The 21,279-nt window shown below is 72.7% G+C and carries 16 protein-coding genes; 6 read left to right on the top strand and 10 right to left on the bottom strand.

What is annotated here, in order from left to right; genetic code table 11:
- Positions 1-20 precede the first annotated feature (20 nt).
- The 7 genes from ACLQ2V_RS20720 to ACLQ2V_RS20690 form a co-directional block, all read right to left on the bottom strand.
- Positions 21-1,022 (bottom strand): YihY/virulence factor BrkB family protein, encoded by a 1,002-nt coding sequence (locus ACLQ2V_RS20720; protein ID WP_425720185.1) that lies wholly within the window; start codon positions 1,020-1,022, stop codon positions 21-23.
- On the bottom strand, positions 1,015-2,019 hold the full coding sequence (locus ACLQ2V_RS20715; RefSeq protein ID WP_425720184.1) for a diacylglycerol/lipid kinase family protein: 1,005 nt from the start codon (positions 2,017-2,019) through the stop codon (positions 1,015-1,017). Before ACLQ2V_RS20715 ends, ACLQ2V_RS20720 begins: the two co-directional genes overlap by 8 nt.
- Positions 2,020-2,132: 113 nt before the next feature.
- Positions 2,133-4,559, bottom strand: a complete 2,427-nt coding sequence (locus ACLQ2V_RS20710) for a hypothetical protein (RefSeq protein ID WP_425720183.1) — start codon at positions 4,557-4,559, stop codon at positions 2,133-2,135.
- Positions 4,556-5,746: a hypothetical protein gene (locus ACLQ2V_RS20705; RefSeq protein ID WP_425720182.1), complete on the bottom strand. Its 1,191-nt coding sequence runs from the start codon at positions 5,744-5,746 to the stop codon at positions 4,556-4,558. The genes ACLQ2V_RS20710 and ACLQ2V_RS20705 overlap by 4 nt, the downstream gene beginning before the upstream one ends.
- Positions 5,743-6,708, bottom strand: coding sequence for an AAA family ATPase (locus ACLQ2V_RS20700; protein ID WP_425720181.1), 966 nt, complete (start codon positions 6,706-6,708; stop codon positions 5,743-5,745). Before ACLQ2V_RS20700 ends, ACLQ2V_RS20705 begins: the two co-directional genes overlap by 4 nt.
- The gene (locus ACLQ2V_RS20695; RefSeq protein ID WP_425720180.1) at positions 6,702-7,988 is read right to left on the bottom strand and encodes a S1 family peptidase; all 1,287 of its coding nucleotides are present in this window, start codon (positions 7,986-7,988) and stop codon (positions 6,702-6,704) included. The genes ACLQ2V_RS20700 and ACLQ2V_RS20695 overlap by 7 nt, the downstream gene beginning before the upstream one ends.
- On the bottom strand, positions 7,985-8,296 hold the full coding sequence (locus ACLQ2V_RS20690) for a CU044_2847 family protein (RefSeq protein ID WP_425720179.1): 312 nt from the start codon (positions 8,294-8,296) through the stop codon (positions 7,985-7,987). Before ACLQ2V_RS20690 ends, ACLQ2V_RS20695 begins: the two co-directional genes overlap by 4 nt.
- A gap of 402 nt (positions 8,297-8,698) precedes the next feature.
- Between ACLQ2V_RS20690 and ACLQ2V_RS20685 the strand changes: the two genes are divergently transcribed.
- From ACLQ2V_RS20685 to ACLQ2V_RS20665, 5 genes are all read left to right on the top strand, one after another.
- Entirely contained in the window at positions 8,699-9,562 is an 864-nt protein-coding gene (locus tag ACLQ2V_RS20685) for a universal stress protein (RefSeq protein ID WP_425720178.1), read from the top strand.
- Between the two features lie 125 nt (positions 9,563-9,687).
- Entirely contained in the window at positions 9,688-12,090 is a 2,403-nt protein-coding gene (locus tag ACLQ2V_RS20680) for a phosphoketolase family protein (RefSeq protein WP_425720177.1), read from the top strand.
- Positions 12,087-12,947 (top strand): universal stress protein, encoded by an 861-nt coding sequence (locus ACLQ2V_RS20675; protein ID WP_425720176.1) that lies wholly within the window; start codon positions 12,087-12,089, stop codon positions 12,945-12,947. The genes ACLQ2V_RS20680 and ACLQ2V_RS20675 overlap by 4 nt, the downstream gene beginning before the upstream one ends.
- 119 nt (positions 12,948-13,066) lie before the next feature.
- Positions 13,067-14,071, top strand: a complete 1,005-nt coding sequence (locus ACLQ2V_RS20670) for an Acg family FMN-binding oxidoreductase (RefSeq protein WP_425720175.1) — start codon at positions 13,067-13,069, stop codon at positions 14,069-14,071.
- A 199-nt stretch (positions 14,072-14,270) separates the two neighbouring features.
- Entirely contained in the window at positions 14,271-15,944 is a 1,674-nt protein-coding gene (locus tag ACLQ2V_RS20665; RefSeq protein WP_425720288.1) for a GAF domain-containing protein, read from the top strand.
- 82 nt (positions 15,945-16,026) lie between these two features.
- Here ACLQ2V_RS20665 and ACLQ2V_RS20660 read toward each other — a convergent pair whose 3' ends face one another.
- A complete protein-coding gene (locus tag ACLQ2V_RS20660; protein WP_425720174.1) occupies positions 16,027-16,671 on the bottom strand; it encodes a response regulator in 645 nt (214 codons plus the stop codon).
- 180 nt (positions 16,672-16,851) lie between these two features.
- On the opposite strand from ACLQ2V_RS20660, the gene ACLQ2V_RS20655 reads away from it, so the two are divergent.
- Positions 16,852-17,829, top strand: coding sequence for an Acg family FMN-binding oxidoreductase (locus ACLQ2V_RS20655; protein WP_425720173.1), 978 nt, complete (start codon positions 16,852-16,854; stop codon positions 17,827-17,829).
- A gap of 37 nt (positions 17,830-17,866) precedes the next feature.
- Here the strand turns inward: ACLQ2V_RS20655 and ACLQ2V_RS20650 are convergent, their stop codons facing one another.
- Positions 17,867-18,856 (bottom strand): LacI family DNA-binding transcriptional regulator, encoded by a 990-nt coding sequence (locus ACLQ2V_RS20650; protein ID WP_425720172.1) that lies wholly within the window; start codon positions 18,854-18,856, stop codon positions 17,867-17,869.
- A gap of 279 nt (positions 18,857-19,135) precedes the next feature.
- Positions 19,136-21,226: a family 43 glycosylhydrolase gene (locus tag ACLQ2V_RS20645; RefSeq protein WP_425720171.1), complete on the bottom strand. Its 2,091-nt coding sequence runs from the start codon at positions 21,224-21,226 to the stop codon at positions 19,136-19,138.
- Between the last annotated feature and the right edge of the window lie 53 nt (positions 21,227-21,279).

Below are 21,279 nucleotides of genomic sequence, written 5' to 3'. Positions count from 1 at the left end.
CGGGAAGGCCCGTGGGCGGGTCAGAGCGAGGTCATCTCGCCGGTGTCGTGCAGCTCCTCGCGCTCGGCCTCGGGCTGCCACAGGTCCGGCTGGGCCGGCTCCCGCACCCCGATGCGCATCGCCTCCAACTGGGCGGCGAAGGAGAGCCCGCCGAAGAGCGCCATGCCGGTGAGGTTGGCCCAGAGCAGCAGCGCCATCATCCCGGTCAGCGCCCCGTACGTCTGCCCGAAACCGTCGCTGAACCGCACGTAGGCGGCGAGCAGCAGGCTGGCCAGCCACCACAGCGCGGTGGCGATGCCGGCGCCGAAGAAGAGCCAGGACAGGCCCGGCTGCTTGCGCCGGGGGGCGTGCCGGAACAGCAGCGCCACGGCGAGCACGGTCAGCCCGAGGCTCAGCGGCCAGCGGAGCACGTTCCAGGTGTCCTGGACGGACTCCCCCCACGCGTAGTGCCGCCGCACCGAGGCGCCCATCGACCCGCCGCCGACGAGGATCAGGAAGCCGATCAGCGCCGGGACGCCGGCGAGGACCGCGAGGGCGACGGCACGCACGTACTTCCACAGCGCCGGGCGGTCCCGCTCCACGCCGTAGATGCGGTTCGCGCCGCGCTCGATCTGCGCCATCGTCGTGGTGAGCGCGAAGAGGCCGGTGAGCAGACCGAGGACCAGGGCCAGCTCGCCGGCGTTCTCGGTGCGTTCGCTGTCGGAGAGCAGGGCCCCCACCATCGCCTCGCTCTGGCCGGGGGTCACCGCCAGGACGGTGTCTGCGACCACCTTGCCGCCCGCGTCGGCGCCGAGGTCGGTGATCAGGCCGGTGAGGGCGATCAGGAAGGGCACCACGGCGAGGCAGAGCTGGAACGCGAACGCCCGGGAGTGGCTGAACCCGTCGCCGTAGCGGAACCGGACGAAGGCGTCGCGCATCAGCTGCCAGCCGCCGTGGCGGCGCAGGGTGCGCCAGGCGTCGTCGGCGGAGAGTTCCTCGTCGGCCATCAGCCGGGTTTCGGGCACCAACCGGGTGCTACTCACGTCGGGCCTCCTCGACCAGTTCCTCGCCCCGCTCCCCGACGGCGTCGGCGTCGACGGCCAGGTCCGGCGTCTGTTCCGGCTGCGGCACGCAGAGCCAGAGCGCGCGGGGGCGGATCTGGACGACCAGCCGCCGGCCGGGGGAGATCAGGTCGCCGTCCAGCTCGCGCGGCTGGGCCCGGTTGCTGGCGATCTCCACCTTCCGGGCCCGCAGCACCTCCATCCCGGGGACCCTGGCCTGCCGCCGCATCAGCGCCCAGCCCATGACCAGCCAGTCGCGCAGCCGGCGCGGGCTGAGCACCGCCACGTCGAGCCAGCCGTCGTCGGGTTCGGCGTCGCTGAGCAGGGTGACCCCGCCCTGGAGTCGGCCGACGTTGGCGACCAGCACGGAGCGGGCCCGCCGCCGCAGCGGTGGCCCGTCGTCGATGCGGATGGAGACCTTCATCGGCCGGTCCCGCAGGTGCCGGGCGGCCCCCACGACGTACGCGGGCCAGCCGATGCGGGACTTGGTGGTCTCCGAGGTGGAGTCGAGCATCTGGGCGTCGAAGCCCATCCCGGCCATCACGGCGAAGTAGTGGCCCTCGACCGCGCCCACGTCGAGCTGCCGGCGGCCCCGCTCGACGGCCACCTCCAGCCCGGCGGCGAGGTCGCCGGAGAGGCCCAGGTTGGCGGCGAGGAGGTTGCCGGTGCCCTGGGGCAGGACGGCCAGGGCCACGTCCGTGTCGACGAGGCCGCCGATGCAGGACATCACGGTGCCGTCGCCGCCGCAGGCGAAGACGACGTCGACCCCGGCGGCGACGGCCTGCTCGGTCTGCCCCCGCCCCGGGTCCTCCGGGGTGGTCTCGAACCACAGCGGCTGCGGCCAGCCGGCGGCGGTGAGCGCGGCGTCCACGGTCCTGCGCAACTCACCGAGGTCGGCGACCTTCACCGGGTTGACCACCACTGCGGAGCGCAACCCGCCGTCGACGGCGGCCGATCCCTTGTCCTGCTCAGCTTCCACGGCGTCAGTGTGCAGCAACTACCGCCGGTAAGCGACCCGGTGACCGGTGAGGTTACCCGCACCGAGAACAGGTTTGCCGGCGGGGCGGGCCGACCGCCGGCCGTCGTCTGCCGCTACCGGAATGGCGACTCGGCGATGAACCGGTCGAGTTCCCGTTGCAGATCTGCTCCATGGTCAACTGCTCTCACCTTCAGCCCGACCAGTTGTCCGGCGAGTTGCACGTTGAGGCCTCCCGAGCCGATCCCCGCGCTGGTCTGGTACTCCGGCAGCGCGACGACGGCGTGCCGGCCCTTGATCCGCAGGTCGCTCACCTGCACCGGATTCATCGCGTTACGCAGAAACTGGTGGCGCTCGCCCGCGTAGTCGATGATCTCGATCCGCTCCTGTCCGGAGGTGCGGTGGAGCATCCGCTGGGCCGCCTGGATGCGGTTCGCCCCGAGGCCGATGAATGCGGCGCGGGCCCGGACGCGGGAGGTCGATGCGACCGCGATCTTCGTCCGGGCACCGGGGACGCGGGCGATGCCCATGATGACGACCTGGCCGCTACACAGTTCCGCCACGAAGACGGCCATGACCCGTTCGATGAGCCCGTGTGCCGTGGCGGAGAGGACCGGCAGCCGAGCGGGAGGTGCGGTGAAGCCGGTGACGCTCGCGGTCACCACGTCGCCCGGCACCCACCTCGTCCGCGTGGCGGTTCCGGTGCCCGGCGGTGGGGTGAGCAGTGCGGTTCGGGGCGCTCCCCAGTTCATGACGGTGCAGGAGAAGAACGCAGGTTCCTGCCTCTCGATGCGGGCGGTCACCGTGGTGCCGGGCTCGAGGTCGGTGCTCTCGGCGGTGACGAATCGGACCGCCTCGTCAGGGGAGAGGCCGCGCGCCTCGACCGCCAGTCGGACGGGGCTGAGCGCCTCCGGCCAGCAGGTGCGGCACCGGGCCCGGTTGTCCCGTATCAGCAAGGTGCCCAGCTCATCATCGTGCTGGTGGGGCCCGGGACAGGTCCACCTGCCGCTCTCGTCCAAGGTCGACCCGAGCCGGGCCAGCACCCGTCGGATATCGACCTGGTTCGCCTCGGCGATGTGCCGCAGATGGCCTCCGACGGGACGGGACGCGACGATCTCGGGGGCCTCGTCCCCGGACCGGCGCAGGTCCTGCCGGTACGCCTCCGCCGCCGCCCGGACCCACTCCAGATCCACGCCCTGGTGTGGGTCCTTCTTGGCCACCGGCACGGGCTCCCGGCCGGTCGACAGGAAGGGGAACCTGTTGAACTGGTTCTTCGGTCGACGACGCCGGATGTCGACGATGGTGACGAACGCTTCCAGCGCGGCTCTGGGCGAGGCCGGCGGCACGAAACGGAGCCGCGCCGCGTACCGGATCAGCGTGACGCTGCTCGCATCGGCCGGATCGAGAGACGCGGTCGGGATGCCGCTCGCGGGCGGACCTCCGGCCTGTGCCCACTCCAGGTAGCGGGGTGGCCGCCCGGCATCCGGAAATTCGTCCTGGTGCGGCCCACGATCGGAGAACCTCAGCAGCGCGCCGTCGGCGTACGCGTCGATCCGTCGTCCCGCGAAGCCGCAGACCGCCGCGTAGAGAACCAGCGTCTCCGGTCCGTCCGAGGCCAGGAAGACGACCCTGGACCGGAAGTGGGCCGCCGTCAGACCGCTGGCGCGCAACGCGTCGATCGCCGCCGTTGCCGGATCGTGGTCGGCGCGCATGCGCAGATCGACCGTCTCCGTGCCGGCGGGCGCTTGCGGCGCTCCGGGGGCGCGGAGCGCGAGAGGATAGCGGTCCAGCTCCGGAATCGGGCCCCCCGCGCCGGTCGCGCGTCTCGTCTGCGCCGGTGGCGGGTCGGTCCGGTCCTGACCGGTCGCGGCGGTGCCGTCGCGCAGCCGTTCGAGGAGGCCGGAGGGTGCGCCCGGCAGCCGCGCCAGCCCGGCGAGCAGCTCTTCGGCGGCCCGCCGCCCACCGGGCGCATCCGTCGCCACGGCACTGGCGGCCTCGGCGATGTCGTCCCGCAGGCTCTCCTGCGGGTCCGGTCGGTACTCGTGGCGTCGGCGCACCGCGACCAGCCATTCCCGGCCAGGTCCAGCGCCGTCCGCCGACACCGCTTCGGCGTTCATCAGCCATTCGTCCGCCAGTTGCGGATCGAGGACGCCGAGCGCGGAGAGCCGCTGCGCGTTCTCCAACTCGGTCGTCCAGTGCCCGGGCGGGAGCCGGTCGACGTACTGCTCCAACAGCACCGCGACCTGACGGCTCCGGTCGGGCCCGAACCGGCTCGTCAGCCCGTGCAGGAGGACCTCGCGCAACCCTGGGTCGACCTCGTACAGGCCCTCACTCAATTCGTTGACCAGGGGCGACAGCATCAGCTCCGCCTCCGCCTCGTACGGCAGGTCATCGGGAGGGTCGAGGAAGAAGTTGGTCCGTAGCAGGTGGATCAGGTCGGGGTCGACGGCCACTGGCACGGCGGCGTGGTAGGCCAGCTCGATGACCCTCGGCGACACGCGCCGGTGGACGATGGCCAGGCGGCTCGCCGCGGTGGCAGTCACAGCGGACGTTCTGTCGGCACCGGATGCCCCCGTAACACGCCCACCGCCTGGTACAGGCCGCTTCGAGTCAGCGGGAGCATCGGTACGTGCCGGGCGATCTGTGCCGCGGTGCTACGGGGCCAGCGGGCGGGCGGCGCGGGGTTGAGCCAGACGACGGCGCCGGCGTGCCGATACAGCGCCTTGAGGAGCGCGATCGTGTCGAGCAGGCGGACGGTGTCCAGGCGGCCACGCGCCGCACCGGCGTCGCTGATGACCGCCACGCCGACCGCCGGGGTCAGCTCCGCCAGGGCCGCGTCGACGGCGCGCCCGTCGGTCAACTCGGGATCGGTATAGAGCCAGCCCTCCGTCAGGGGCCGGATCTGAGACAGCACCGGGTCCAGGTCCGGCCGGAACGGATCCGCCAGGGTGGCCAGGACGCCGCGATCGAGGCTGTACCCCGGCACGTCGTGGAAGTATCCGACCGTCAGCGCGCTCAGCCGGCCGGACCGCCTGACCGTGTCCCAGAGGTGATCGACATAGCCGTGGAAGGGCGTCATCGATCCCTGCCGGTCAATCAGCATGCAGACCCGGGCGGCGTTGCGTCGGTACGGCACGAGGACGGGCGGGGTGGCCACGCCTGTTCGGGCGCGTTCGGCGACGGTGGCGGCGACGTCGAGTTCGGCGGGCGGGCCCTGGCGCACCGGACGGCGTAACGTGCGCCAGATCTGGGCTATCTCGCGGCCGGTCACCGGGTACTGCGGCACCAGCACCAAGGTCGGGTCGGTGACGCCGCTGCTCGGCGGGACCATGGCCAGCCCCTGGACCGGATGGGTGATCGGCGGGTACCACTCCTCGTACTCGGGCGTCGGCTCGACCTCCGGGGTCGGCGCCTCCTGGTGCTCCCAGTCTTCGGTGTCGTCGGCGCGGATCCGCCGTAACCGCAAGGCGTTCCACGCTGGCAGCTCGGCGCGGGCCAGCGTCGCTCTGACCACGGCCGCCTCCGCCGTCGACCTGGCCCAGAGCATGACGCAGAGCTCCTCGAACGCCTGGTCGGAGGACCAGCCGAAGCCGGCGGCCAGGGCCCGGCGCAGCGCGTCGCAGTCGTCCACCCCCAGCGGCAGGCCGCGTCGACGAAGCTGACGGATCACCCGGTGGACGAACTCGGGCAGGCCCACCGTCGCCTCGGTAGCTGCTCGTGGCCTGCTCACGGATCCGTCAGCTTCCTGGCCCGGGCCTGGTCGGTCCGTTGCTTGAGCAGCGTGCCCGGGTACGGCAGTTGAGCAAGGTCAGCCGGCGTACGTCGCCGCTCCTGGAGATAGCCCACCCAATCGATCAACTCGCTGAGACCCGGTTTGTGGCTCAGGTCCAGTTCCCGCAGCCGCAGCAGCATGCGGGTGGCGCTGTCGCACAGCTCCGCGTCCGCCACGCCGTGCAACGCCAGGATCTCGTTCAGCTGCCCGACATCGTCGGGAAACTCCAGGTAGTAGAAGACGCACCGGCGGAGGAAGGCGCCCGGCAGCGCCTTCTCCTCGTTGTTGGTGACGATGATGATCGGTCGCAGGTCGGGCCGGTCATCCGGCACGGCGTAACTCAGCCCGGGTGCCTCCGGCACGTCGAAGGCGAGCCGGTCCAGTTCGCGAAGCAGATCGTTGGGAAAGTCGAGGTCTGCCTTGTCGATCTCGTCGATCAGCACGACGCTGCGGCGGCCGTACCGGGCGCGGGCGATCGCCCTGCCCAGGGGGCCGAGACGCACGTACCGGCCGGCTTGGCTCGGGTCGGCACCGGACCCGCCGCCGGTAGCGGCCAGCTGCGCGTCGTAGAGGCGCCGGACGGCGTCGTAGGTGTAGAGCAGGTCCCGGCCCAGGCTGGTGGATTTGATGTACATCTGCTCGAGTGGAAGCCCCAGGGCGTACGCCACCGCGTGTGCCAGTCTGGTCTTCCCGGCGCCGGGATCCCCTTGGAGCAGCAGCGGTCGGCCGAGCGCGATCGCGACGTTGACCGCTTCCTCCAGGCCCGACGAGGCGAGATACGGTTCGCGGTCGACCGTGGTGGTCGGCGGGTCGCCGGTCGGCAGCGGGTCGAGATCGACAATCTCGATGTCGCGGTGCTCGGGCAGCGCAGCGAGCCGGTCGTAGCGGACCGAGGTGTCGACGCGATGGCGGGTCACCACGAAGGCTCCAGGTCCTCGAGATCGTCGTACAGCCCTGCCCGGTCGGTGCGGAGGCGGTCGATGGAGTCCCGCAGTACGTCGTAGGTCCACCGGACGTCCAGTCGACCGCCGCTTGACGACCGCTCCGCGAGCTGGTCCACCCATGCGTGCGCCAGCCGATCGGGCCACTGCTGATGTCGCACCACCTGCTTGGCCCAGGCGGTGAGGTGGTCCCGCGTGAACGTCACCGGCGGCAGGCGCGTCACTGCGGGCGGGTAGCCGTCGATCGTGCTTCCGGCGAAGAAGAGCACGAGCCGATGATTCAGGCTGCCGCGCCGACTCTCGCAGGCGATGCGGACCCGGCGCCACACCTCGTCGATGAACGAGGTCGGCACCCCCTCCACCTCGACCGTACAGACGATGTTGGTCCGGTTCAGATAATCGATGTGCAGCTCGAAGTACCCGACCATCTTGTCGACCGAACCGAGATCCGGCCGGAGCGTGAGCGGGCGCCGGTGCACCACCGGCATCATGTGGAGTTGCAGCCAGCCGGCGAGGTTGTCGGCCGCCTCCCGGTCCCCCTGCAGGTCCGCACTGTCCAACCCGAACGCGAGCATCCGATCCCCCGCCGTCTCCTTCGCGTCCAGGATCACGTCCTTCAGCGGCTCGAGGTCGAAGTAGGCGGTGTCGAGGAGCTGGTAGGGCGCCTGGCCCCTCTCTCGCATCAGCTCCAGATCAAGCTTGAATCTCCTCTTGACCTGCTCGATCGAGACGGCGAACAGCACATTGGTGGCGACCTTGTCCCGGCCCAGCGCATGCCTGACCCGCTCGGGCACCTGCTCGAGCAGGATGCCGACGACCGAGCCGTCGACCATCACCGCACCACCGGAATAGCCCTCGTAGTTCTTGAGCTCCTGGTTCACCTGCAGCTGCAGGATCGGCATCTCGTGCCCGAGGGTGTTCGTGATGAGGTGTCCAACGGTGTCGATCACCCCGCTGAGCTGGACCCCGGCGGGCTCCAATTCACCCAGGCTGCAATTCACGCACCACTGGGAACCCTGGCGGGGGCGGGCGAGAGACGGCAGCATCGCCAGGGACGTGTCCACCCGGAGCAGCGCCGTGTCGATCCGCGCGTCACGGTGCACATCCTTCACCGCCACCCGCACCCCGGACGTCACGAAGCTCAGGTCAGCCGCGCCACGTTGCCCCACGACGTGATTCGCGGTGGCGACGATGCGGTCGGCCAGGACGAATCCGCTGCCCAGGAAGCGGGTGCCCGCGTAAATGCCGCCCTCGATCACTTGCGTTGGTAGGTGACGGTGACCTCGAACGAGGACTCCGCCGAGGCCCGGGAGAGCACCACCCCGGCCTCCGCGCTCAGGGTTATCCCAAAGGTCGCGGACACCTCGCTCGCCTGCCAGTTCTGCTGGGTGGGCAGACTGTCGAGGTCGGCGCTGACCGCACGCGCACCAGCGATGACGGCCGCCTGGATGTCTGCGACGCGCGTACGAAGCTGTTCGACCGCGTTACCGCCCCAGCCGATCTCTCGGCCACCGGCGACCTCGACGACTTGGATCAACACCGGTTCCGGCACGTCAGACTCTGGCATCTAGAGCCTCCCCTCGACGATTTTCTCGGCTCTGCAATCGCTCTGCGGGCCGGTGCGGACGACCGCAGCCCCTGACACGGACGCGGAGCCACGGCCCGTGTTTCCTTCACTCAAAGTTCGGATTTTATCCCTCGGGGTAACGCGATCTCAATAGAGTCGAGCAGGAATCGGTATTCGCGATAAGTGATCTGCAGTGCCGCGCGGGTCGTGACCCTGTGGGGGCTGGCCGACGACGACACCTGGCCGGACAGCTTCCCGGTGACCCGCAAGGACGCCCCGCTGCGGCCGTGGCGGTGACCAACCCGGGCTGGGGCGCGCTGCCGCCACCCAACCCGACCCCGGAGCGTGTCGGAACAACTACGATAGGTGCGACGGTGTGATGGCGCGGGGAGGTGAGACCGGGTGGGCGCACCTGCGGACGCGCCGGTCGTGGTCGCGCTCGGTTCGTCGGACGCGGCCCTCGAGGTGGTCCGGTTGGCCGCCGCCGAGGCCGCCGACCACGACCGTGCGCTCCTGCTGCTACACGCGTTCAACTGGGCGGCGACGCCGGAGGCGGTCTCGGTCAGCGGCCCGCGCGCGGACGCCGAGGAGCTGATCGAACGCGCCGGCGCGGTCGCCGGCGAGGTGCGCCCGGCGCTGGCGGTCAGCGGCGAGATCGTGGAGGGCGCGCCGGTGGTCACGTTGATCCGCCGCTCCGAGTCGGCGTTCCTGGTCGCCGTGGGTGACGGCGGGATGTCCCACAGCCGGTCCGCCATCACCGCCGACACGCCGGCGGTGCAGCTCGCCGCCCGCGCGGCCTGCCCCGTGCTGGTGGTCCGCCCCGAGCCGCCGCCGCAGGGCCCGGTGCTGGTCGGCGTCGACGGGTCGGCGAGTGCCGCGAAGGCGCTGGAGTTCGCCTTCGACTGCGCCGCCCGCCGGTCGGCCCGACTGCTGGCCGTGCGGGTCACCGAGCCGGCGCGGCAGGGCGCGGGCGACGACCCGGCCGACTTCGACCCCGAGGCCGCCCGCGCGGAGTTGGCCGAGGCGGTGGCCCGCCACGGTCGCCGACACCGCTCCGTCCCGGTCGAGTGCCGCGCCGTCGTCGGCGAGCCCGGCCCGATCCTGGTCGAGCTGTCCCGCTGCGCGCAGCTCACGGTCGTGGCCGCCCGGGGCGACGAGCCGCTGCGCGGGATGCTCGGCGCGGTCAGCCAGTCGTTGCTGTACCACTCGCCCGCGCCGGTCATCGTCGTTCGTGGATTCTCTACCACCGCACCGGCGGGGACATGACGCCCTCCGCCGGGGGACCAACGGCCCTGATCCGATCTCCCCTTCGGCGACGATGCTGGACGCGGCCGGGAAAGCCCGGGACGCCGGGATGCGAACGTCCCCGATCCGCGAGAGGCTTACGCAGCATGGACACCGCCGTGGAACTCCACAGCCCTCTGACCGAAGACGAGCTGCGCCGGCTGGACGCGTACTGGCGGGCGGCCAACTACCTGACGGTGGGGCAGATCTACCTGCTCGACAACCCGCTGCTGCGCGAGCCGCTGCGGGCCGAGCACGTCAAGCCCCGGCTGCTGGGCCACTGGGGCACCAGCCCGGGGCTGAACCTGCTCTACGCGCACCTCAACCGGGTGATCGTCAACCGGAAGCTGCCGACGATCTTCGTCACCGGCCCCGGTCACGGCGGTCCCGCCCTGGTGGCGAACACCTGGCTGGAGGGGACGTACAGCGAGCTGTACCACTCGGTCACCCGCGACGAGGCCGGCATGCAGCGGCTGTTCCGCCAGTTCTCCTTCCCCGGCGGCATCCCGAGCCACGTCGCACCGGAGGTGCCGGGCTCGATCCACGAGGGCGGCGAGCTGGGGTACGCGCTGAGCCACGCGTACGGCGCGGCCTTCGACAACCCGGACCTGCTGGTCGCCTGCGTGATCGGTGACGGCGAGGCGGAGACCGGCCCACTGGCCGGCAGTTGGCTGTCGAACGTCTTCCTCAACCCGGCCCGCGACGGCGCGGTGCTGCCGATCCTGCACCTCAACGGATACAAGATCGCCAACCCGACGGTGCTGGACCGGATCCCCACCGACGACCTGCTGGACATGATGCGCGGCTTCGGTTACCAGCCGTACGTGGTGGCCGGCGACGACCCGGCCACGGTGCACCAGCTCCTCGCGGCCACCCTGGACACCGCGGTCGACGAGATCGCCGACATCCAGCGCCGGGCCCGCTCCGGCGGCCCGATCGAGCGCCCCCGCTGGCCCATGATCATCCTTCGTACGCCGAAGGGCTGGACCGGCCCGAGCCGGGTCGACGGCAAGCAGGTCGAGGGGACGTTCCGCGCCCACCAGGTGCCGATCGCCGAGGTGCGCGACCACCCGGAGCACCTGGCCGAGCTGGAGCGCTGGCTGCGCAGCTACCGGCCGGAGGAGCTCTTCGACGCCACCGGCGCCCCCGTCGCCGAGCTGACCGCGCTGCCGCCACAGGGCGACCTGCGGATGAGCGCCAACCCGGTCACCAACGGCGGGGCGATCCTGCGCGAGCTGACCCTGCCGGACTTCCGGGACTACGCGGTCGACGTCGAGCGGCCCGGCGAGCCGACCGTGGGCGCGGCCGGCGTGCTCGGCAAGTGGGTCCGCGACGTGATCGCCGCCAACCCGGAGACGTTCCGCCTCTTCGGCCCCGACGAGGTCGCCTCCAACCGGCTCGGCGCGGCCTTCGAGGTCACCGACCGGGCCTTCGTCGGCCGCATCACCGAAGACGACGAGCACCTCTCCCCCGACGGCCGGGTGATGGAGGTGCTCTCCGAGCACCTGTGCCAGGGCTGGCTGGAGGGGTACCTGCTCACCGGCCGGCACGGCATCTTCACCAGCTACGAGGCGTTCATCCACATCGTCGACTCGATGGTCAACCAGCACGCCAAGTGGCTGAAGGTGACCCGGGGCATCCCGTGGCGGCAGCCGGTGGCCTCGCTGAACTACCTGCTCTCCAGCCACGTGTGGCGCCAGGACCACAACGGCTTCTCCCACCAGGACCCGGGCTTCATCGACCACGTGATGAACAAGAAGGCCGAGGTGGTCCGGGTCTACCTGCCGCCGGACGGCAACACCCTGCTCTCCACGATGGACCACTGCCTGCGCAGCCGGCACTACATCAACGTGGTGGTGGCCGGCAAGCAGGCCGCGCCGAACTGGCTGACCATGGACGAGGCGATCCAGCACTGCCGGCGCGGCCTGGGCATCTGGGACTGGGCCAGCAGCGACGGCGGCGAGGAGCCGGACGTGGTCCTCGGCTGCGCCGGCGACGTGCCGACGCTGGAGACCCTGGCCGCCGCCGAACTGCTGCGCCAGCACCTGCCCGAGCTGAAGGTGCGGGTCGTCAACGTGGTCGACCTGATGCGGCTCCAGCCGCCGTCGGAGCACCCGCACGGCCTGACCGACAACGAGTTCGACACCATCTTCACCCGCGACAAGCCGGTCATCTTCGCCTACCACGGCTACCCGTGGCTGATCCACCGGCTGACCTACCGCCGGGCCAACCACGGCAACCTGCACGTGCGCGGCTACAAGGAGGAGGGCACCACCACCACGCCGTTCGACATGGTGATGCTCAACGACCTGGACCGCTTCCACCTGGTCATCGACGTCATCGACCGGACGCCGGGGCTGGCCTCGCGGGCCGCGCACCTGCGCCAGGAGATGGTCGACGCCCGGCAGACCTGCCGGGACCACACCCGCCGCTTCGGCTCCGACGACCCTCGGGTGGCCGAGTGGCGCTGGATCCGGGAGACCGATCCCGAGTTGCGGAGCGGAAAATGAGCGGCGACGAGATCCTGGTCGGCTACGACGGTTCCGTCGACGCCACCCGCGCGCTGGACTGGGCGCTGGAGGAGGCGGAGCAGAGCGGCCGGCCGGTCCGGCTGGCGTACGTCTTCGAGTGGGTGACCGTCGCCGGCTGGGTCGGCCCCGGGCTGGCCCCGGGGAGCTGGCCGGACGACACCGCCCGGCAGGAGGTCGAGGCCCTGGTCGACCGGGCCGTGCTCGACGCCGCCTCCGCCCGGCCCACCGTGATCGTGCACGGCGAGGTGCTCGACGGGCCGCCGGCGCTGGTGCTGGGCGAACGCTCCGCCTCCGCCGGGCTGCTGGTGCTCGGCAGCCGGGGCCACGGCGGCTTCGGCGGCCTGCTGGCCGGCTCCACCGCCGTGTCGGTGAGCGCGCACGCCCACTGCCCGGTGGTGGTGGTCCGCGACGGCGACGTCGCCACCGGCCGCACCGGGCGGGTGCTGGTGGGCGTCGACGGGTCGCCGACCTCCCTGCTGGCCCTCGGCTTCGCGATGGAGCGGGCAGCCCAGCGGGGGGTGCCGCTGCAGGTGGTGCGGGCCTGGGAGCCGGCGGCCAACGGCGGCCTCGCCCCGGACAACGCGGTGGCCGCGGAGCGGGCGGCGCTGGACGAGCCGCTGGCCCGCTGGCGGGAGACCTACCCCGACGTCGAGGTGACCGTCGACGTGGTGACCGGCCGCCCGGCCGGCGCCCTGGTCGAGGCGAGCCGGGACGCGCAGCTGGTGGTGGTCGGCACCCGGGGCCGGGGCGGGCTGCGCGGCATGCTGCTCGGCTCGGTGAGCCAGCAGCTGCTGCAACACGCCCACTGCCCGGTGGCGGTGGTCCGCGAACGCTGACGGGGCGCGGCCCGCGTACCGTGCGGAGCGACGGGCCGCTGACACACCGACGAAGCGGAACCCCGGCCGGAGCGCCGCCCGGCCGGGGCACGATGGGGAGAAACGAAAGGTCGCCGACGATGAGCCACGAGACGCCGGACCGCTCGCTGACCACCGCGCTCGCGGAGGCCGCCGCGACGGCCGGTCACGCCCCCTCGGTGCACAACACGCAGCCGTGGCTGTGGCGGGTGCTCCCCGACGCCCTGGAGCTGCGCGCGGCCCAGGACCGCCGGCTGGCCGCCACCGACCCGGACGGGCGGCTGCTGGCGGTGAGCTGCGGCGCGGCGCTGCACCACGCCCGGGTGGCCCTGGCCGCCGAGGGTTGGGTGCCCGTGGTGGAGCGGCTGCCCGACCCGGCCGACGCCGACCTGCTGGCCCGGCTCACCGGCCTCAGGCACACCGAGCCCGACCCGGACGCGATGCGCCTGGTGCAGTGCATGCAGGTCCGGCACACCGACCGCCGCCCGGTCAGCGACGAGCCGGTGCCGGCCGCCACGCTCGACGAGATCGCCGGGGTGGTCGACGCGGAGGGCACCCGACTGCAGCTCCTCGACGCCGACCAGGTGATGGAGCTGGCCGCGGCGGCGGCGCACGCCGGGGCGGTCGAGGCGGAGGACCCGAGGCTGCGCGAGGAGCTGGACTACTGGACCAACCGGGCCGGCACCGGCACCGGCCTGCCCCCGGAGGTGCTGCCCGCGCAGCCGCCGCAGACCACCGTGCCGGGCCGCGACTTCGGCCGCCCCGGCACCCTGTCGGTCGACTCCGGCCACGACCGGGCGGCGGTGTACGGGCTGCTCTTCGGCGACGAGGACGAGCCGGACAGTTGGCTGCGGGCCGGCGAGGCGCTCTCGGCGGCGTGGCTGACCGCCACCCGGCTGGGCGTCTCCGTGGTGCCGCTGTCGGGCGTGGTGGAGGTCGAGGGCACCCGGCAGGCGCTGCGCCGGGTCCTCGCCGGCCTCGGGTACCCGTACCTGGTGCTGCGGCTGGGGATCGCGGACCCGGAGCACGCCGGCCCACCGCACACTCCCCGGCTGGAGGCCGCGCAGGTGGTGGACACCTCGGCGGTCCGCGACGCCCAGGCGTGACGTGCCGCCCCGCGCAGGCGTGACGGCGGCCCGCGCGGGGCGTTCCGGGCCCGGGGTGATCGTCGTCTCCGCCCAGGTCCCGGCCGCGCTCCGGGCGGTCAGCGGGCAATGGTCCGCTTCGGCCGCCGGGCGGTAGCATCGCCCGGTGGCCGGTAGCGCACCCAATCCCAAGCACGAAAACGTCACCCCGTCGCTGGGGCTGAGCCCGCTGTCCCGGGTCCGCCTCGACGAGCTGCTCCAGGAGATGCTGGACCGGGTCGGCGAGGTGGTCACCAGCCGGGAGCGGCTGCGCGCCCTGCTCGACGCGGTGGTCGGCATCGGCAGCGACCTGGACCTGCGCAGCACCCTGCGGCGCATCGTGCAGGCGGCCTGCGAGCTGGTCGGGGCCCGCTACGGCGCGCTCGGGGTGATCGGCCCCGACCGGCTGCTGCACGACTTCATCGTGCACGGCATCGACGCCGAGCTGCACGCCGAGATCGGCGAGCTGCCGCACGGCCGGGGCGTGCTGGGGCTGCTCATCGACGAGCCCCACCCGTTGCGCATGCCGGACATCACCAAACACCCCAAGTCGTACGGCTTCCCGCCGAACCACCCGCCGATGCACAGCTTCCTCGGCGTGCCGGTGCGCATCCGCGACCAGGTCTTCGGCAACCTCTACCTGGCCGAGAAGCAGGGCGCGGCCGAGTTCACCGACGACGACGAGGAGATCGTGGTCGCGCTGGCCGCCGCGGCCGGCGTGGCGATCGAGAACGCCCGGCTCTACGCGCTGGCCCACCGCCGCGAACGCTGGCTGGCCGCCACCGCCGAGATCACCTCGGTGCTGCTGGGTGAGGTGCGGCGCACCGACGCGCTGACGCTGGTCGCCCGCCGGGCCCGGGAGGTCGCCGAGGCGGAGCTGGCCGTGGTGCTCCTCTACGACTCCGACGCCGGGGAGTTCACCGTGGAGGTGGTCGACGGCGCCGACGACCACGCCCACGAGCTGATCGGCGCGGTGCTGCCGGCCGCCGAGACCAGCTTCGCCGGTGCGGTGACCCAGCCGGGGTACGAGCTGGTGGAGAACCTGGCCCAGGCCGCCCCCTGGCCGGCCCCGGTGACCGCCGGGCCGGCGGTGATCTCCCCGCTGGCCGCCGCCGACGCGCTGCACGGCGTCCTGGTGATCGCCTACCGGCCGGACCGGGGCGGGGCCACCGACGACGACGTGGCGCTGCTGGGCAGCTTCGCCGGGCAGGCGGCGCTGGCCATGGAGCGGGCCCGGGGGCAGGAGGAGCGGGAGCTGCTGGTGGTCCTGGAGGACCGCGAGCGCATCGCCCGGGACCTGCACGACGTGGTGATCCAGCGGCTCTTCGCCACCGGTCTGCAGTTGCAGAGCGGCGCGATGAACGCCCGCCCCGACGTGGCCAAGCGGATCAACGCGGCCGTCGACGACCTCGACGCCACCATCCGCGACATCCGTCGGACGATCTTCGAGCTGCGTACGCCGATGAGCGCGGCGCTGCGCACGGAGATCCGGGAGGCGGTCGACGTGGCCGCCGGGTCGCTGGGTTTCCGGCCGGCGCTGGAGCTGACCGGGCCGATCGACAGCGCCGTGCCCGAGCCGATCCGCCCCGACCTGACCGCCGTGCTGCGCGAGGCGCTCTCCAACGCCGTGCGCCACGCCGAGGCCAGCCGGGTGTCGGTGGCGGTGCTGGTCGACGGCGGCTGGGTGACGGTCACCGTCGTCGACGACGGCAAGGGCTGCGACCCGGCCGCCGCCCGCAGCGGGCTGGTCAACCTCCGCGAACGCGCCGAGCGCCACGGCGGGGAGTTCGCGATCCGCCCGGCGATCGGTCGGGGCACCGAGCTGCACTGGCGGGTCCCGCTGCGCGACGACTGACCGCCGGCCGGCTGACCCGCCGGGCGCGGACGGCCGGCGGGCCGGGCGCGGAGCGACCGACCCGGCCGGGCGCGGCGGCGGGTCAGTGGTTCTGGTTCTTGCCCAGCAGGCGGGTGGCCAGGACGGCGGCCTGGGTGCGCCGCTCCAGCCCCAGCTTCGCCAGCACGCTGGAGACGTAGTTCTTCACCGTCTTCTCGGCCAGGAACATCTTGCCGGCGATCTCCCGGTTGGTCAGCCCCTCGGCGACGTACTCCAGGATGCGCCGCTCCTGCTCGGTGAGGCTCTTCAGCTCGCGGGGCTGCTCCACGCCGCTGCGGATGCGGTCCAGCACCCGGGTGGTGATCGCCGGGTCGAGCAGCGACTGCCCGGCGGCGACCCGACGCACCGCGTCGACCAGGTCGGTGCCGCGGATCTGCTTGAGCACGTAACCGGCCGCGCCGGCCATGATCGCCGCGAAGAGCGCCTCGTCGTCCTCGTACGAGGTGAGGATCAGGCCCTTGATCGACGAGTCGACGGCCCGCACGTCGCGGCACACGTCGATGCCGTTGCCGTCGGGCAGCCGGGCGTCGAGGATCGCCACGTCGGGCCGGAGCGCGGGGATGCGCCGGGTGGCCTCCTGGGCCGAGCCCGACTCCCCCACCACCTCGATGTCGCCACTGGCGGTGAGCAGGTCGGCAAGGCCACGACGGACGACCTCATGGTCGTCGAGCAGGAACACCCGGATCATCCCTCGTTTCTACCCCCTCGCGCGCCGCGTCGCACAGGCCGAAGGTCCCGACCTGGCGACAACCACCGGGTAGGGGGTCCCGGGGCAGAGGGGACGTCCGGCCCTGCCCGGCGTCGCCGCGCTCGCGCAGGGTGGAGGAAGACCAGCCAGGGGCAGGACTGCCACGGAAGGAGCACGACCATGGAAACCGGCTTCACCGTCGAGCAGCTCGCGTCCGCCGCCGCGGACGCCGTCCGGGCACCGTCGCTGCACAACACCCAGCCGTGGCGGTTCCGCCTGCGCGACGGCGGGATCGAGGTGGCCATCGACCGGGAGCGCCGGCTGCCGGCGACCGACCCGAGCGGGTGGGGTGCCCGGATCGCCTGCGGGGCCGCCCTGTTCAACCTGCGCCTCTCCCTGGCCGTGGCGGGCACCCCGGCGAAGGTGCAGCTGCGCCCGTACCCGGCGGAGACCGACGTGCTGGCCCGGCTGACCCCGGACCTGCCGCGCCGCCCCACCCCCGCCGAGCAGAGCCTGCACGGGGCCATCCCGCGCCGGTTCAGCAACCGCGCCCCGTTCTGGCCGGATCCGGTCCCCGCCGACGTACGGTGGCGGCTCGGCGAGGCGGCCCGCGCCGAGCAGTGCTGGTTGGAGCTGGTGATCGGGGTGAGTGCGGTCAACGCGTTCGGCGAGATCGCCCGCAGCGCCAACCGGGTCCTGGAGCGTGACCCCGCCTACCGGGCGGAGCGGGCCGAGTGGGTGCGCGCCTCGCCGGCCCCCGACGGGGTCCCGGCCGTGGCCGGCGGCCCCTCCGGCGAGCCGCAGGACGTGCTGCCCGCGCGGGGCTTCGGCGGGCGCAACCGGGCACCCGGCCGGGACTTCGAGCCGGAGCCCCTCGTCGCGGTGCTCGGCTCGGCCGGCAACACCGCCACCGACCAGGTGCTCGCCGGGCAGGCCCTGCAACGGCTACTGCTCACCGCCACCGACGCCGGGCTGAGCGCGTCGATGCTCTCCCAGCCGATCGAGGTGCCGGGGGCGCGGGAGGCGCTGCGGCTGTCGCTGGGCCGCTTCGGCCCCCCGCAGATGGTGATGCGCATCGGGTACGGCCAGCCGGGCTGGCCGACCCCGCGCCGCAGCGTCGACGAGGTCCTGGACCTGCCGGTGGTCACCCAGGGCTGATCCCCGCCACCCGCCCGCCAATGCGAAGGCGGGCGGGTCAGCGGCGCGGCGGGGGGCCCACGCTGCGCCGGGCCACCAGCGCCGGTGCGATGGTCTGCCGCAGCGGGCCGGCGGTGGCCGTCTCGATCTGGGTCAGCAGCATGTCGAGGCTGGCCCGGGCGACCGCGGCGAAGTCGGGCCGCACGGTGGTCAGCGGCGGGATGAAGTACGCCGCCTCCGGCACGTCGTCGAAGCCGATCACGCTGATGTCGTCGGGCACCCGCCGGCCGTGCTCGTGCAGCGCCCGCAGCACCCCCAGGGCCAGGTGGTCGTTGGCGGTGAAGACCGCGGTGACCTCCGGCATCCGGGCCAGCATCTGCCCGCAGCGGTAGCCCGCCGCCGCCGACCAGTCCGCCGGCAGCAGCGGCGGCAGCTCCGCCCCGGCCCGGCGCAGCGTCTCCCGCCAGCCCTCGATCCGCCCGGCGCTGTCGAACCAGTCCGGCGGGCCGGAGACGTGCCAGACCGTGCGGTGCCCGGCGTCGAGCAGATGCTGGGTGGCGGCCCGCGCGCCGGCGGCCTGGTCGACCGTCACCAGGGGAACCGGTCGGCGCGGGTCGCCGTCGACGGTCACCAGCGGCACGCCGTGGGGCAGCCGTTCCAGCGCCTCGCCGGCCGACTCGACCGGCGCGATCACCACGATCCCGGCGACCCGGTGGGCGAGGTGCCGCTCGACCGCCGCCGAGATCGACCGGTAGTTGAGGTCGCTGACGCTGCCGACGCTGACCGCGAAGCCCGCCGCCGCGGCGACCTGCTCCAGGGCGGCCAGCAGTGACGCCGGACCGTAGAGGGTGGTGTTCTGGGCGACGACGCCGATCACCTGCGACCGGCCGGTGACCAGCGCGCGGGCCGCCCGGTTGGGGCGGTAGCCCAACTCGGCGATCGCCGCCTGGACCCGCAGCCGGGTCTGCTCGCGCACGTTGGGGTGGCCGTTGAGCACCCGGGAGACCGTCTGGTGGGAGACGCCGGCGAGGCGGGCCACGTCCGTCATCGCAGGAGCGCGCACGGCAACCTCACTCTCCCCGCCTGCCCATCGGCGACCACGGCCCGTCGACGTCGACTCTGGCGGTCGGGGGGCACGAACTTCCTCCAGCCTCCGTCCCCACGGGTCGCCGGGGGGCCGAGGCTGAGGTGCCGCCAGTCTACGCCAGGCTCGCCGCGCCACCTGATGCGACGCAGCCCCCGCGCCGCGACGCGAGGCGGGGCCCTGTTCCGCACCCGATGCGGAACAGGGCCCCGGTCGGTTCGCCGACTCAGCCATGTGGAGACGTCAGGGCGTGGTCAGGGAGAACTGGCGGACGGTGGCCGAGCCGCCGAGCGCCTGGGTGGCGTAGTTGAAGATGCCGAACCGGTAGCCCATGAAGAACTGCCAGGCGTTGTTGAGGGTCAGGGCGTTGCCCAGCGAAACGAAGTTGACCCCGTCGGTGCTGTACGAGAAGCGCGCCTGCCGGCCGCTGCCGGGTCGGATGTCGGCGTTGGCCCGCAACCAGATCCGCCCGCCGGAGACCGCGGCGGAGGCGATCTCCGTCCCGGTGCCGGTGGTGTTCCAGTTGTCGCTGCCCATGGTCAGGCCGTTGGTCATCACCACCCGGGTGGTGCCGTTGTCGCGTTTGACGCCGATCCAGGCCGACGTGTCGCGCAGCATCGCCAGCCCGGCCCGGTCCCCGTCGCGCATCGTGGAGTAGTCCAGCTCGATGGTGCCCGTCGAGGTCGGCCCCTGGATCCGGTGGGTCAACGTGTTGCGGGCCCGGTAGAGGTCGTTGGTCACCGTGGCGGTCTGCAGGCGCAGCCCGTCGTTGACCGACCAGCGGGAGTTGTCCGGGTTGTGGTTCCACTCGTACTGCGGGCCGAGGGTGGTGCCGGTGAAGGTGTCGGTGCCGGTCAGCGGCTTGACCGGCCGCAGCGGCAACGGGTTGGGGTAGCTGGCGCCCCAGGCCCCGTTGACCGTCTGCAACTGCGGCCAACCGTCGCTGGTCCAGGTGATCGGCGCCAGCGTCGGCATCCGCCCGCCCGGGTACGCGTCGGTGAAGGCCATGTAGTACCAGGCGCCGTTGGGGGTCTGCACCAGGCCGCCCTGGTGGGGCACCCCGCCGCCGGAGATCGGGCCGGGCAGGTTCAGCAGCACCTGGCGCTGCTCGTACGGGCCGAACGGGCCGTTGGTCGACTTGAGCACGTACTGGCCGTTGGCGGGGCGGGTCAGCCAGATGTAGTAGGCGCCGTTGCGCTTGTAGAAGCGGGCCCCCTCCAGGGTGCCGATGCTCGACGGCGTCTGGTACACCTGCTGGGCCCGGACCTGGCTGCGCCCGTCGGCGGAGAGCTGGGCCACGCTGATCGTGCCGTTGCCGTACGCCACGTACATGGTGTCGTTGTCGTCGATCAGCATGCCGGCGTCGTAGTAGCAGTTGGGGATGGTGGTGTGCCGGCTCCAGGCACCGTCGACGGCGGAGGCGGTGTAGATGTGGGTCTGGGCGAAGTCGACGCAGCCGGCCCAGTAGTAGGTCCGGTTGCTGGGCCGGTAGTTCAGTGTGGAGGCCCAGATGCCGTCGACGTACGCGTGCGCGCCGCCGGTCAGGTCGTACTTGCTGCCGAAGTCCAACTTGGGCACGGAGTGGCCGGCGAACTCCCAGTTGACCAGGTCCCAGGAGCGCAGCACCGGTGCGCCGGGCGAGTAGTGCATGGTGGAGGCGGACATGTAGTAGATGTCGCCGACCCGGATGATGTCGACGTCGGCGAAGTCCTGCCAGAGCACCGGGTTGGTGAAGGTGCCGCCGGGGTTTCCGCCGCCGCCGTCGCCGACGCGGACCAGTTGCCACTGCTGGTGGGTGCCGTTGAAGTCGTCGTACTGCACGATGTTGCCGCCGTCGGCGGTCGAGGCGCTCTGCGTCTCCACCGCCTTGTTGGAGTTGCGGTTGATCAGCCGGACGTACCCGCCGGCCGAGTCCGCCAGCCGGAACTGCTGGTTGGTGCCGTTGAGGTCGCCCCACTGCACCACGGCGGCGCCGTTGGCGGTGGAGAAGTTCGACACGTCGAGGACCTTGCCCGAGTGCCGCGACCGCAGCCGGTAGTAGCCGCCGCCGGAGTCGACGAACTGCCACTGCTGCCAGTTGCCGTCGTTGCGCGACCACTGGGTGATCCGCGCCCCGTCCCCGGTCGCCCGCTCGTAGACGTCCAGCGCCTTGCCGCTGTTGCGGTTGACCAACACGTACCAGGCGGCGGTGTCCACCGTCGCGGCCGCCGCCGGCGTCGGCGTCACCCCCGCCAGCGTGCCACCCACCAACACCGCCGCCACGACGGCGGCGAGCCGGGACCACCATCGCCGACCCCGCGACGCCGCCCGGGTGGGCAGAGCTATGCCATCCATGATTCTCCTTCGAGAGCTGACAGGTTCCGGAATCTGCCCGGCCCGCGCCGTCG

It is taken from the genome of Micromonospora sp. DT233, from assembly GCF_049841815.1.
In the GTDB taxonomy this organism is placed as follows: Bacteria; Actinomycetota; Actinomycetes; order Mycobacteriales; family Micromonosporaceae; genus Micromonospora.
This window is presented reverse-complemented; position numbering and strand designations above follow the sequence as displayed.

Coding starts and splice junctions, on each gene's coding strand:
- ACLQ2V_RS20680 (WP_425720177.1), top strand. CDS start 9,688: ATGGACACCGCCGTGGAACTCCACAGCCCTCTGACCGAAGACGAGCTG.
- ACLQ2V_RS20660 (WP_425720174.1), bottom strand. CDS start 16,671: ATGATCCGGGTGTTCCTGCTCGACGACCATGAGGTCGTCCGTCGTGGC.
- ACLQ2V_RS20675 (WP_425720176.1), top strand. CDS start 12,087: ATGAGCGGCGACGAGATCCTGGTCGGCTACGACGGTTCCGTCGACGCC.
- ACLQ2V_RS20650 (WP_425720172.1), bottom strand. CDS start 18,856: ATGACGGACGTGGCCCGCCTCGCCGGCGTCTCCCACCAGACGGTCTCC.
- ACLQ2V_RS20690 (WP_425720179.1), bottom strand. CDS start 8,296: ATGCCAGAGTCTGACGTGCCGGAACCGGTGTTGATCCAAGTCGTCGAG.
- ACLQ2V_RS20670 (WP_425720175.1), top strand. CDS start 13,067: ATGAGCCACGAGACGCCGGACCGCTCGCTGACCACCGCGCTCGCGGAG.
- ACLQ2V_RS20645 (WP_425720171.1), bottom strand. CDS start 21,226: ATGGATGGCATAGCTCTGCCCACCCGGGCGGCGTCGCGGGGTCGGCGA.
- ACLQ2V_RS20655 (WP_425720173.1), top strand. CDS start 16,852: ATGGAAACCGGCTTCACCGTCGAGCAGCTCGCGTCCGCCGCCGCGGAC.